This is a genomic window from Burkholderia sp. Z1, from assembly GCF_014893795.1.
In the GTDB taxonomy this organism is placed as follows: domain Bacteria; phylum Pseudomonadota; class Gammaproteobacteria; order Burkholderiales; family Burkholderiaceae; genus Burkholderia; species Burkholderia theae.
In genome coordinates, this window is the sequence record NZ_JACFYL010000002.1 from 3,121,064 (window position 1) to 3,133,918 (window position 12,855).

Genomic DNA, 12,855 nt, shown 5'->3' on the forward strand with positions numbered 1-12,855 from the left:
TCCGGCGCCGCGCGCGCTGCGCCGGATCGCCCCGGATGACGGGGCGCGCCTCGCCGGACGCGCTCACGACAACCGATACAAGCTGGATATCCCGGAGATCTCAATGAAAAAGACCCTGACGGCGCTGGCCGTAACGACCGCCTTCGCGTCCCCCGCGTTCGCACAAAGCAGCGTCACGCTGTACGGCGTGATCGACGAAGGCCTGAACTACACGAACAACGTCGGCACCGGCCACGTCTACGAAATGGCAAGCGGCTACGCGCAAGGCAGCCGCTGGGGCCTGAAGGGCAGCGAGGATCTCGGCGGCGGCATGAAGGCGATCTTCCAGCTCGAGAACGGCTTCGACGTGAACACCGGCCGGCTCAACCAGGGTGGCCGCATGTTCGGCCGCCAGGCGTACGTCGGCCTGAGCCAGGCGCAGTACGGCACGCTGACGTTCGGCCGCCAATACGACTCGGTCGTCGACTATCTCGCGCCGACCACCGCCAACGGCAACTGGGGCGGCTACCTGCTCGCGCACCCGTTCGACAACGACAACACCGACAACTCGTTCCGCCTCGACAACACCGTCAAGTACGCGAGCCCGAACTTCGGCGGCTTCCAGTTCGGTGGCGCCTACAGCTTCAGCAACAGCACGAACTTCTCGGACAACCGCGCGTACAGCTTCGGCGCGCAGTACCAGAACAACGGGCTGCTGATCGGCGCCGCGTACCTGCAGGCGAACCATCCGGGCGACGGCTCGGCCGGCGCGATCACCGCGAACGACGCGAGCTTCATCGCCGAGCGCATGCGCGTGTTCGGCGCGGGCATCAACTACACGTTCGGGCCCGCGACGGTCGGCTTCGCGTACACGAACTCGAACTACAAGAACCCGACCGGCAACGGCTACCTCGGCACGCCGGGCGCGATCATCGCGCCGGGAGCGACGGTCAGCGCGATCAAGTACCAGAACTTCGAACTGAACGGTTCGTACCAGATCACGCCGGCGTTCATGGTCGGCGCGCAGTACGTGCTGTCGCTCGAGAAGTACGACGCATCGACCGGCGACGCGAAGCCGAAGATCCACTCGGTCGGGCTGATGGCCGACTACAACCTGTCGAAGCGCACCGACGTGTACGTGCAGGCCGCGTACCAGCACATCGCCGGCGACAAGACGAACTCGATCCTCGACCAGGCGTTCATCCCCGGCACCGACGCGCCGTCGTCGACGTCGAACCAGGTGGCCGTGCGTCTCGCGCTTCGTCACAAGTTCTGACGCCACGCGGTTCTCCAGACTTCACGCGACACCCGCGCGACTCCGCCGAGGTGTCTTTGCCCGCCCGCAAGCGCAAGCCTGCCGGCGGGCTTTTTCATGGGGCGCGGCCCCGCAACCGTGACAGGTCAACCGGCATCGATCCGCCGATACACTGTGCGATTCCTGCGCGCGCCGTCCATGGCATCGGTCCTGCGTAACCGGCGCGTGTTCGCCCCCTGTTCCGAAGGAGCCTCGCTTGAATCCCTGGCGCCGCACGCTGTTCGCCTTCGCCGTCGGCCTGCTGGCCGCCGCGTCCATTCAGGCCCGCCCCGTCTGTACCGTGGTCGCCGATGCAACCACCGGCCAGATACTCGTGCGGCAAGGCGATTGTGCGACCCGCGTCACGCCCGCGTCGACGTTCAAGGTCGCGATCAGCCTGATGGGTTTCGATGCGGGCATCCTGAAAGACGACCACACGCCGACGCTCGACTTCCACACCGGCTACCCCGACTGGGGCGGTGCGCCCTGGCGCGAACCGACCGACCCGGCGCGCTGGATGAAGCTGTCGATCTTCTGGTATTCGCAGCAGATCACACAGGCGCTCGGACAAGCGCGCTTCCAGCAGTACACGAGCGCATTCGGCTACGGCAACGCGGACGTCACCCGCCAAAAGGGCGAATCGAGCGGCGTGATGGGCGCCTGGGTCAATTCGTCGTTGCAGATCTCGCCGCTCGAACAAATCGCTTTCATGCGCGGGATCGCGAACCGGACGCTGCCGGTCAGCGCGCACGCGTATGACATGACCGAACGGATCACGCTGATCGACAGACAGCCCGGCGGCTGGATCGTGCACGGCAAGACCGGCACGGGATCGCCGGGGCTCAAGTACGACGCGTCGCACGCATACGGCTGGTTCGTCGGCTGGGCGGCGAAGGGGCCGCGCAAGCTCGCGTTCGCGTATCTGATCCAGGACGACAAGCGGCAAGCGCCGAACGCCGGGCTGCGTGCGCGCGACACGTTCCTCGACGCGCTGCCGGCGCTCGCCGAACCCGAGGAGCCACAGTGAGCACCATTCCACGCAATGCGCGGATCGACCTGCTCCGCGGCATATCGATCCTGCTCGTCCTCCTGCATCACTTCAACATCGCGTATCCGCTGCGCGACACGGCGCTTGCGCGCGTGCTCGGCTGGGACACGGTCCATGCAATCGTGCGCAACGGCAACTATGGCGTGACGATGTTCTTCGCGATCTCGGGCTACCTGATCACGTCGAATGCGCGCCGCCGCTGGGGCAGCCTCGGCGCGCTCGACGTGCGCGCGTTCTACGTATCGCGCGTCGCCCGCATCGTCCCGTGCCTGCTCCTGCTGCTCGCGCTCGTCAACGGCCTTGCGGCGGCCGGCGTACCGATCTTTACCAACCATGCGCCGCAGGGCATCGCCGTGTCGTTCTGGCTCGTGAATCTCGCGTCGCTCACGTTCTGGATGAACGTGCTGATCGGCGCATACGGATGGGTCAACTACGCGCTCGGCGTGCTGTGGTCGCTGTCGGTCGAAGAGATGTTCTATCTGTCGTTTCCGCTGCTGTGCATCGCGCTGCGCCGCGACACGCGGCTGTTCGCGTTCTGGCTGTTGATAACCGCGATCGGCCCCGTGTACCGCTTCATGCATCCGGGCGACGAAGGCGGCTTCCTGTACGCGTACTTCGCGTGCTTCGACGGGATCGCGATCGGCTGCTGTACCGCGTTGCTGGCCGAACGTGCGCGCTGGCAGGTGCTCGCGGCCGCGCCCGTGCAATGGCTCACGGCTGCGGCGATGACGGTGCTCTATCTCGCGTGGCCGATCGCGGAAAGCCATGTCGTCGGCGTATCCGCGATGGCGCTCGGCACGGCCGTGCTGCTGATCGGCGCGCATGCCGAACGCGAACGCGCGCCCCTCCGCGTGCTCGCGCCGCTGCGCTGGAGCGGCCGGCTCAGCTACGAGCTGTATCTGTTTCACCTGATCGTGCTCGGCGCACTGCGCACGTTCTGGCCGCCGTCGGATATGCACGGCGACGGCAAGCTGGGGTTGCTGGTCGCGTATCTGGTGCTGTCGGCCGGCTTGAGCGCATTGATCGCACGCGGCTATGCAACACCGCTCGACCGCTTCATCAAGCGGGTCGCATCGCGGCCTGCGGCGCGCGTGCCGGACGGCACGCGCTACTAGCAATTCGTCGGCAATCCCTGCCGCGCGGCGGGACAGAAAAAAACGGCCAGGGCCCGGCCGTATCGCACGATACCGGCCGGCCTGACCGCAAGCCCCGCTTACCAAATGTCGAGACTGCGCGACCACGTCATCAGTCGCGCGTCGGTCAATCCAGATAGTCCGCGTATTCCTTGCGCGTATAACCGGCGAGCGTCTGCCACGGCAACGGCGCCCTTCGCGCAGCCGGCTCCGGGGTCAGCGTCAGCTTGCGCACGACGCGACCGTCGGCACTGCGGTATTCGACCGACAGCGGCGCCTGCAGCCGTTCGCTCCACAGGATCCGGTTCACCCCGCGCGCGCCGGGCGACTCGACCGCCTGCTCGTACCAGCGGGTGCCGGGCGCATCGCCGCGCTTTGCGACCGCGAGCCGCTTCAGCTGCGACGGCGGCGTCACGTAGTACGCGTTGTCCCACGAGCCGTCGAAACCCGTGGTTTCATACTCGGCCGGCGGCACACCGACGACCGTCCGGTTCGCCGCGTCCACGTACTCGATACGCGCCGTCTTGCCGTCGTAGGTGACGTGCCGTGCGGCCGCCTGGAAGTTGAAGTGCTTGTGGCCGGCATGGGCGGCGGCCGGCTGCACGCCGGCGCGTGGCGGATCCTGGCGCGCGCCGCCAGCGTCGTGGTCATGGTCGTGATCGTCGCCATGACCGCCGCCCGCCGCCGCGACGGGCAGCACGCGCTCGACCCACACGTGGCCGTCGCGCCGCACCATCCGTTCCCGGTACATCGTGGTGCGCGTCACACCATCGGCCGTCACCGTGCGGCTTTCGTGCAGCAGCACGGCGTCGAGGTCCGCCGCCGCAAAGGCGGGCAACGCGATCAACCCGCAAGCGAGCGCACCGAGAAGCTGGCGTTTCATCGAGGATTCCCGTTCGTCATGAAGGCAGTCACCGGCGTCAGAAACCGAACGCCGAGCGCACGAGACCGAACACCTTCGTGTTGTCGATCGTGCCCTTGAACGCCTTCGCATCCGCACCGTCGGCAAACAGCATCACGTCGCCGCCGCCGTGCGTCTCCGAGCCCGCGCTGCCCATCCGCACGCCGACTTCCTGCAGATACGCCTCGTTCATCGCCGTGGCCGAATCGACCGATGCGCGCACGTTCGGACGGTTCGCGCCATTGCCGAACACCAGCGTCGTGTAGGTATTGCCGTCGGCATCCTTGCTCGGCTGGCCGTCGCGATAGTTGCGGCTGATGTCGAGAATCGGATTGCCGCGCTTCGAATAGCCGTTGATCGTCATCGTGTGGTCGTGGTCGGCCGTCACGACGATCAGCGTATTCGACAGGTCGACCTTCGACAGCGCGACGCGGATCGCTTCGTCGAATGCCGCCGTGTCTTCGAGCGCGCGCTTCGCGTTGGTGCCGTGCAGCGCGTGATCGATCCGGCCGCCTTCGACCATCAGGAAATAACCGTTCGAATTCTTCGACAGCACGTCGATCGCCTTCGACGTCATGTCGGCGAGGCTCGGCTGCAACGGCCCTTCGCCCTTGCCCGCCACGCGGTCCAGCTCGTACTCGAGATGGCTCGTCGAACTGAACAGACCAACCAACTTGCCGTTGCCGGCCTGCGCGAGCTGATCCTTGCTCGCCACGACCGTGTAACCCTTCGCCTTCATCTCGTCGAGCAGGTTACGCCCGTCCGCGCGCCCGCGCTTGTTGGCCACCGGATCGAACGGCGTCCAGTGGTTGCGGCCGCCGCCCATCAGCACGTCGACGCCGTCGCCGAGCGCCGCGTTGTAGCCGGCACCGCCCGGCGCCGCCTGCGCGGCGATGTCGTACTGCGCGTCGCGATGGCAGATGTGCGAATAGGTCGCGGCGGGCGTCGCATGCGTGAGTTCGGTCGTCGTGATCGCGCCGACCGCCTTGCCGCGCGCCTTCGCCAGTTCCAGCAGCGTCGCGACCGGCTGGCCGTTGCCCGGCGCGCAGTTGTTGACGGTCTTGTTGCCGTTGACGTCGTTGCCCGGCGCGACCGCGCGCGTGTCGGACGACATCGACAGCACCTCGTTGTTCATCTTCACGCCGGTCATGTACGCGGCCATCGACGGTGCGCTGTCGGTGGTCTGCGCGTCGTTCGAGAAGGTCTTGACGCGCGCGGTGCGGGCCAGCTTCTCCATCGTCAGTTGTCCTGACTCGCCGACCTTGTAGATCCGGCTCGCCGTCACGGTCGTCGGCCCCATGCCGTCGCCGAGAAAGAAAATCACGTTCTTCGCCTGGCCGGCGGCCTGCGCCGGGCCGCATGCGAAACCCACGACGGCCAGCGCCGCCGCGATGCATTTGATGGTCGACATCCTGTATTCCCCTGTACCCGTGTTGTCGGCGCTCAAAGCTGCACCGCGTTGCGCACCAGCTCGAAGACCTTGTTGTTCTCGATCACGCCGTGGAACGCATCCGCGCCGCGGCCGATCGCCCCGAGGAACACATCCGTGCCGCCGTGCGTCTCGTTGCCCTTGTCCATCCGCACGACCGCCTCCTGGCGATAATCGTCGGCGCCCGTCACCGCGTCGGTGAGCGCGGTGCCCGCGCGGCTGCCCTGCACGCGGTTCTCGCCGTTGCCGAAGCCGATGATCGTGTACGGTGCGCCGTCCGCGTCCTTCGCGACCGCGCCCGTCTGGTAGCTGCGCAGCACGCCCAGCACGCCGGGCTTGCCCGCTTCGGTCTTGCCGGTGCGCGCCGCATAACCGTTCAGCACCAGCGTGTGATCGTGATCGGCCGTGACGACGATCAGCGTGTTCTTCAGGTCGGGATCGGTCTTGCGCACCTTGTCGAGCGTCGCCTTGATCGCGTTGTCGAACGCGACCGTGTCCTGCAACGCGCGCTTTGCGTTGGTGTCATGCAGCGCGTGATCGATCCGGCCGCCCTCGACCATCAGGAAATAACCCTTCGGGTTGTTCTGCAGCACGTCGAGCGCACGCGTCGCCATGTCGGACAGGCTCGGCTCCTTCGTCGCGCCGCGATCGAGGTCGTAGCTCATGTGGCTCGACGAAAACAGGCCCACCAGCTTCCCGCTCTTCGTCGCATCCGCGGCCAGCAGGTCGTCGCGGTTCTGCGCGAACGCGTAGCCCTTGGCCTTCAGTTCGTTGACCAGGTTGCGCCCGTCGATGCGCTTGCCGCCACCGTCCTTCGGTACGAAGAATTGCGTGCCGCCGCCGAGCACGACGTCGACGCCGTCGCCCAGCGCGCCGTTGTAGCCCGCGCCGCCCGGCACGAGCTGGGCCGCGATGTCGTTCTCGGCGTCGCGATGGCACACGTGCGCATACGTCGCGGCGGGTGTCGCGTGCGTGACGCGCGTGGTCGTCACGACACCCGTCGCCATCCCCTTCGCCTTCGCGATCTCCAGCAGCGTCGTCGCCGATTTGCCGTTGTTCGCGCCGCAGTTGCCGGTGAGGCCGGCGGTCGGCTCGATCGCCTTCGTGTCGGGCGACATCGAAATCACTTCGTTGTTGGTCTTGATGCCGGTCATGTACGCCGACATCGACGGCGCGCTATCCGTCACCTGCGCGTCGTTCGAATAGGTCTTCACGAACGCGGATTCGGGCAGCGTGTCGATCGTGAGCGCGCCGTCTTCACCGACCGCATAGATGCGTGCGGCGGTCAGCGTCGTCATCCCCATGCCGTCGCCGAGGAAAAAGATCACGTTGCGCGCCGCCGCCTGCACGGGCGCGGGCGTCGAGCTGGTCGGGCCGTCGTCGCTGTTGCATCCGGCAAGCGCAAAGGCGCCGGCACACAGCAGCGCCGCCATTTTGATTCGATTCATGTTGCCGGTTCCCCCCGGTGTTGATGCTTTCGAAATGAAAGGCGATGTTAGGAACCTGATGTGACGGCAATATGAATGGTATTTGGAAGGATTGGTATGGATTATGAAAGACGTCGTCGCGGCGCCGTGCAGCGACGCCACGCGCGCGGCGGCGTCAACCCTCGGCTTCGGCCGTGGCGTTGCGCACGGTCACGACCCGCGCGGGCGGAATATTTGCCCAGACGATCCGGCTGCCGCATGCAACAAATGCCGAATCGCTCAACGGATGACGGCCGGGCGACCGCAAGTCGTAGGTGAATTGAATCATCACGCCGTCGGCCGACAGCACTCGACGACATTGATCGACGATGGCCGTCACGTCCTGGCGCGGCAGCGTGCGCAACGGCAGGCAAGACACGATCGCATCGACCCGCGCGGCGGGCGGCAGCAGCCGTTCGAGCTGCCGCGCATCGCCCCACACGACCGACACATCCGGAAAACGCCGCCGCAGGTGCTGCACGAACGCCGGCGAACGCTCGACCACGACGAGGCGCCGTGGCGCGACCCCGCGTTCGAGCAGCGCCGCGGTGATCGCGCCGGTGCCGCCGCCGAGTTCGACGACCAGCCCGTCGCCGTCCGGCACCGCATCGGCCATCTCGCGCGCCAGATGCCGCGAACTGGGACACAACGCGCCCACCGCGGCCGGGCGGCCGACCCACTCGCGCACGAACAGTGCCGAGACACGCCACGCGTTCGGCCAGATCATCGGCACGCCCCGATCGGTTGCGCGTTCAGCCTCGATATGCCGCTGACTTCGCGGGGCAGGGCAACGGCAATGCGGGATTCTTTCACGTGCATCCTCCTGTACGAATCGCTCCGTCGCAGGAAGCGCGACGATCAAATGGATTCTAGGAAACGCAAACTTAAGGCGACGTGAAGATTGTCCCTAATACCCCGCGACGGATCAACGATCGACGCGCTGCTGGAAGCTCGCCGGATAACGCTCGCCGACGATCCTGACCTGTTGCAGCGCCACCTCGATCGCGGCGAGATCGTCGGCCGTCAGCACGACGGCGGCCGCGCCCACGTTCTCGTCGAGTCGATGCAGCTTCGTCGTGCCCGGAATCGGCACGATCCACGGCTTGCGCGCGAGCAGCCATGCCAGCGCGATCTGTGCGCGCGTCACGCCCTTGTCGGTCGCGATGCGGCCGAGCAGATCGACGAGGCCCGCGTTCGCCTTGCGGTTTTCCTCCGAGAAGCGCGGCACGATATTGCGGAAGTCGTTCGCGGCGAACGTCGTGCTCGCGTCGATCGCGCCGGTCAGGAAGCCCTTGCCGAGCGGGCTGAACGGCACGAAGCCGATGCCGAGCTCCTCGAGCGTCGGCAGGATGTGCGTTTCCGGCTCGCGCCACCAAAGCGAATACTCGCTTTGCAGTGCGGCGACCGGCTGCACCGCATGCGCGCGGCGAATCGTCTGCTCACCGGCTTCCGACAGCCCGAAATGCGCGACCTTGCCCTCGCGGATCAGGTCCTTGACCGTGCCCGCGACATCCTCGATCGGCACGTTCGGATCGACGCGATGCTGGTAGAACAGGTCGATGCGGTCGATCTTGAGCCGCTTCAGCGCCGCGTCGGCCACTTCGCGGATATGCGACGGCCGGCTGTCGACGCCCTTCATCGGCTCGGCGTTCTCGAAACCGAACTTGGTGGCGATCACGACCTGGTCGCGAAACGGCGCCAGCGCCTCGCCCACCAGTTCCTCGTTGACGAACGGACCATACGCTTCCGCGGTATCGAAGAACGTCACGCCGCGTTCGAACGCCGCGCGAATCAGCGCGATGCCGCTCGCCTTGTCGATGGCGGGGCCGAGCCCGAAACTCAATCCCATGCAGCCGAGCCCGATTGCCGAGACTTCGAGGCCGCTCTTTCCAAGCACGCGCGTTTGCATGAATTTCTCCTGCAGAAAGGTGAAGACGATCGACGGGATGCCGAGGAAGCCAGTGTAGGTTGATGGATACTGCTCAACAATCGGCGTACTATTTCATGCGTTATTGAGGAAATCTCACAAATGCGGCGCACCGACATCGGCGAACTGACGACCTTCATCACGATCGCGGAGCAGCGCAGCTTCAGCGGCGCGGCCCGGATTCTCGGCGTATCGCCGTCGGCGCTGAGCCATACGATCCGCCACCTCGAAGCGCGGCTCGGCGTGCGGCTGTTCAACCGCACGACGCGCTCGGTCGCACTGACGGAGGCCGGCGAACAGTTGCTGCTGCGCGTGCGGCCCGCGGTGGCCGATCTCGAGGACGCGCTGAACGACGCCGCGACCGCCCGCAACCGGCCGTCTGGCCAGATCCGGATCAGCGCGTCGGAGGCCGGGTCGCGTCCGTTGATCCGGCATGTGCTGCCGGCCTTCGTCGCCCGTTACCCGGACATCCACGTCGAATTCGTCGTCGATTCGCGGCTGATCGACATCGTCGAGCACGGTTTCGACGCCGGCGTCCGCGTTCACGAAGACGTGCCGCGCGACATGATCGCCGTGCGCTTCGGCGGCCCGATGCACTTCGTCGCGGTGGCATCGCCCGACTACCTGACGCGGCACGCGCCGCCGGAGAGCCCGCACGACCTCACACGTTACCCGTGCATCCGCTTCCGCTTCGAAAGCGGCGCGCTCTATCGCTGGGACCTGATGCGCGACGGCAAGCGCGTGAGCGTCGACGTCGACGGGCCGTTGACGCTCGGCAACCAGACCCTGATGGTCGACGCGGCACTGACCGGTATCGGGATCGCGTGGGTCGCGGAAGCGCACGTCACCGGCCATCTGGCCGCCGGACGACTGGTGCGTGTGCTGCCCGAGTGGGGCCAGACCTTCGACAGCATGTGCCTCTACTATCCGGCGAACCGGCATCCGCCGGCCGCGTTGCGGCTGTTCGTGGAGGCCGTGCGCGAGTGGGCTGCCGGCGCGCGCGAAGCAGCGCCGGATTGACCGATCGGGAACACAAGGCAAGCCGCGCGCGCTACATGGCGCATCGCACGCGGCACACCATCAACGCAAGTTGGTTCTCGCCAGTTCGACGATCTCGTCGCCGCGACCGCTGAGGATCGCGCGCAGCATGAACAGGCTGAAACCCTTCGCATGCGCGAGCTCGATCTTCGGCGGCATCGCAAGCTCGTACTTGGACGTGACGACGTCGACCACCGCCGGCCCGTCATGCTCGAACGCCATGCGCAGCGCTTCCTCGACGTTCTCCGAATGCTCGACCCGCACGCTGAAGATCCCCGCGCCCTTCGCGATCGCCGCGAAATCGGTCGGGCTCAGGTCGACATTCGTGTCGAGATAACCGGCCGCCTTCAGCTCCATCGACACGAAGCCGAGCAGGCTGTTGTTGTACACGACGATCTTGATCGGCAGCTTGAGCTGGCGCGCGCTCAGCAGGTCGCCGAGCAGCATCGACAGCCCGCCGTCGCCGGACAGCGACACGACCTGCCGCCCCGGATGCGCGCCCTGCACGCCGAGCGCCTGCGGCATCGCGTTCGCCATCGAACCGTGATTGAACGAGCCGTGCAGTTGCCGCTTGCCGTTCATCGTCAGGTAGCGCGCGGCCCACAGTGTCGGCGTACCGACGTCGGCCGTGAAGATCGCGTCTTCCGCAGCGACTTCGTCAACGATCTTCGTCAGGTATTGCGGATGGATCGCGCGGCCCGGCGGCTCGGCCACCGCGAGATCGTCGAGCCCCTTGCGCGCGGCCGCGTAGTGCTTCAGCGCATTCTCGAGGAAGCGCCGCTGCGTCTTGCGCGTGAGGCGCGGCAGCAGCGCCGCGATCGTTTCCTTCACCGTGCCGACGAGGCCGAGCGCGAGCGGCGCGCGATGCCCGAGCTGCGAGCCCTTCCAGTCGATCTGCGCAACCTTCGCATTCGACGGATAAAACGGCCGGTACGGGAAATCCGTGCCGAGCATCAGCAGCGTGTCGCAGGATTCCATCGCGTGATAACCCGAGCTGAAGCCGATCAGCCCCGTCATCCCGACATCGAACGGGTTGTCCCATTCGACGAACTGCTTGCCGCGCAGCGCATGCACGACCGGCGCGCCGAGCGTATCAGCCAGCGCGACCACTTCGTCGTGCGCGCCCTGCGTGCCGCTGCCGCACAGCAGCGTGACCGCGTCCGACGCATTGAGCAGCGCCGCGAGCCGGTCGAGATCGGCATCGGCCGGCAGGATCGACGGCGGCGCCGATGCGCTCCACGCCGGTGCTTCTTCCGGGCCGTCGCCGAGCGCGATGTCGCCCGGCAGCACGATCACCGCGACGCCGCGCTCCTCGATCGCGGTGCGCATCGCACGCGCCAGCACGCGCGGGAACTGCGACGCGTTGGTCACGAGTTCGGCGAAATGGCTGCACTCGCGGAACAGTTCTTGCGGATGAGTTTCCTGGAAGTAACCGAGGCCGATTTCGGTCGAAGGAATGTGTGCGGCGATCGCGAGCACCGGCTGGTGATTGCGGTGACAGTCGTACAGCCCGTTGATCAGGTGCAGGTTGCCGGGGCCGCAACTGCCCGCACACACCGCGAGCCGCCCGGTCGATGCGGCATCCGCGCCGGCCGCGAACGCGGCGCTTTCCTCGTGCCGCGTGTGCATCCAGCGGATCGAGCCGATCTGGGCCAGGCTGAACGACAGGCCGTTCAGGCTGTCGCCCGTCACGCCCCAGATGCGCTCGACGCCCGCCGCCGCGAGCGTCTTCGCCAGGTATTCCGCCATCGATTGTCTTGCCATGATGCCCTCGCTGTTGATGGGTCGAGACACGCATGCGCCGGACGTGCACGCGCAGCCGGCAGCGACCGGACGAGCATACGCGATCGGTTCGCGCCGCGTCGTGACGGTGCAAGCGGGCCGACGGCCGCAGGGCGCGCAGGCGCGCGACGGGTTCGATCCGGCGCGGCCAGCGTCATGGTTCCGTCACCGTGTCGTCAGCGAACGGACAGGCGAACAGGTCGTGCACTCAGCTCCAGTCGGACGCCGACTCGTCCGGATCGACGAGCGTGAGCCCCGCCGCCGGCAGCGGCAGCGCGGTCTTGTAACGCACCTGCTTCAACGCGAAGCTCGACCGAATGTTCGACACGCCCGGAATCGTGGTCAGCCGCTCGATGATGAAGCGTTCGAGCGTGCGCATGTCCGGCATCACGACGCGCAGCAGATAGTCGGCGTCGCCCGACATCAGATAGCACTCCATCACCTCGGGCCGCTGCGAGATTGCCTCCTCGAAACGCTGCAGCGCATCCTCGACCTGCTTCTCGAGGCTGACCTGGATGAACACGTTGATCCGCAGGCCGAGCGGCTCGGGATCGAGCAGCGTCACCTGCTGCCGGAACAACCCCAGCTTCTCGAGCGCGCGCACGCGGTTGAAGCATGGCGTCGTAGACAGGTTCACCGCGCGCGCCAGTTCCGCGTTCGTGATCCGCGCGTTCTGCTGAAGCTGGTTCAGGATGCCGATGTCGATGCGGTCGAGCCGCTTCGGGGAGGTGCTCATGGTTTGAATATTCCTTCTCTCGCGACGATTCCAGAATATTTACACTATACAGCGACAAATTCTGAATGAAATCAGACGCATATTCTGCGGATCGGCGCGTAGCATGAGTCCCATTGATGCGT

11 protein-coding genes are annotated in these 12,855 nt (G+C 66.5%); 4 read left to right on the forward strand and 7 right to left on the reverse strand.

The window, feature by feature from the left end:
* Nucleotides 1-103: 103 nt before the first annotated feature.
* From H3H55_RS30900 to H3H55_RS30910, 3 genes are all read left to right on the forward strand, one after another.
* Complete coding sequence (locus tag H3H55_RS30900; protein ID WP_048249800.1) at nucleotides 104-1,255, forward strand: porin; 1,152 nt, start codon at nucleotides 104-106, stop codon at nucleotides 1,253-1,255.
* A 235-nt stretch (nucleotides 1,256-1,490) separates the two neighbouring features.
* Nucleotides 1,491-2,300, forward strand: a complete 810-nt coding sequence (gene blaOXA / locus H3H55_RS30905) for an OXA-1043 family class D beta-lactamase (RefSeq protein WP_193101586.1) — start codon at nucleotides 1,491-1,493, stop codon at nucleotides 2,298-2,300.
* A complete protein-coding gene (locus H3H55_RS30910; protein WP_193101588.1) occupies nucleotides 2,297-3,436 on the forward strand; it encodes an acyltransferase family protein in 1,140 nt (379 codons plus the stop codon). The genes blaOXA and H3H55_RS30910 overlap by 4 nt, the downstream gene beginning before the upstream one ends.
* Nucleotides 3,437-3,581: 145 nt before the next feature.
* Here H3H55_RS30910 and H3H55_RS30915 read toward each other — a convergent pair whose 3' ends face one another.
* From H3H55_RS30915 to H3H55_RS30935, 5 genes are all read right to left on the reverse strand, one after another.
* Nucleotides 3,582-4,337, reverse strand: a complete 756-nt coding sequence (locus H3H55_RS30915) for a hypothetical protein (protein ID WP_193101590.1) — start codon at nucleotides 4,335-4,337, stop codon at nucleotides 3,582-3,584.
* Nucleotides 4,338-4,374: 37 nt separating this feature from the next.
* A complete protein-coding gene (locus H3H55_RS30920) occupies nucleotides 4,375-5,766 on the reverse strand; it encodes an alkaline phosphatase (RefSeq protein WP_193101592.1) in 1,392 nt (463 codons plus the stop codon).
* Nucleotides 5,767-5,798: 32 nt separating this feature from the next.
* Nucleotides 5,799-7,232 carry an alkaline phosphatase gene (locus H3H55_RS30925; RefSeq protein WP_193101594.1) on the reverse strand — a complete coding sequence of 478 codons (1,434 nt, stop codon included), beginning with the start codon at nucleotides 7,230-7,232 and terminating at the stop codon, nucleotides 5,799-5,801.
* A gap of 154 nt (nucleotides 7,233-7,386) precedes the next feature.
* A complete protein-coding gene (locus H3H55_RS30930) occupies nucleotides 7,387-7,977 on the reverse strand; it encodes a class I SAM-dependent methyltransferase (protein WP_193102251.1) in 591 nt (196 codons plus the stop codon).
* Nucleotides 7,978-8,175: 198 nt separating this feature from the next.
* The gene (locus tag H3H55_RS30935; RefSeq protein ID WP_193101596.1) at nucleotides 8,176-9,159 is read right to left on the reverse strand and encodes an aldo/keto reductase; all 984 of its coding nucleotides are present in this window, start codon (nucleotides 9,157-9,159) and stop codon (nucleotides 8,176-8,178) included.
* Nucleotides 9,160-9,279: 120 nt separating this feature from the next.
* Between H3H55_RS30935 and H3H55_RS30940 the strand changes: the two genes are divergently transcribed.
* Nucleotides 9,280-10,197 (forward strand): LysR family transcriptional regulator, encoded by a 918-nt coding sequence (locus H3H55_RS30940; protein WP_193101597.1) that lies wholly within the window; start codon nucleotides 9,280-9,282, stop codon nucleotides 10,195-10,197.
* 60 nt (nucleotides 10,198-10,257) lie between these two features.
* Here the strand turns inward: H3H55_RS30940 and poxB are convergent, their stop codons facing one another.
* On the reverse strand, nucleotides 10,258-11,979 hold the full coding sequence (gene poxB / locus H3H55_RS30945) for a ubiquinone-dependent pyruvate dehydrogenase (RefSeq protein WP_193101599.1): 1,722 nt from the start codon (nucleotides 11,977-11,979) through the stop codon (nucleotides 10,258-10,260).
* 226 nt (nucleotides 11,980-12,205) lie between these two features.
* Nucleotides 12,206-12,733, reverse strand: coding sequence for an Lrp/AsnC family transcriptional regulator (locus H3H55_RS30950; RefSeq protein WP_047901851.1), 528 nt, complete (start codon nucleotides 12,731-12,733; stop codon nucleotides 12,206-12,208).
* Nucleotides 12,734-12,855: the final 122 nt, after the last annotated feature.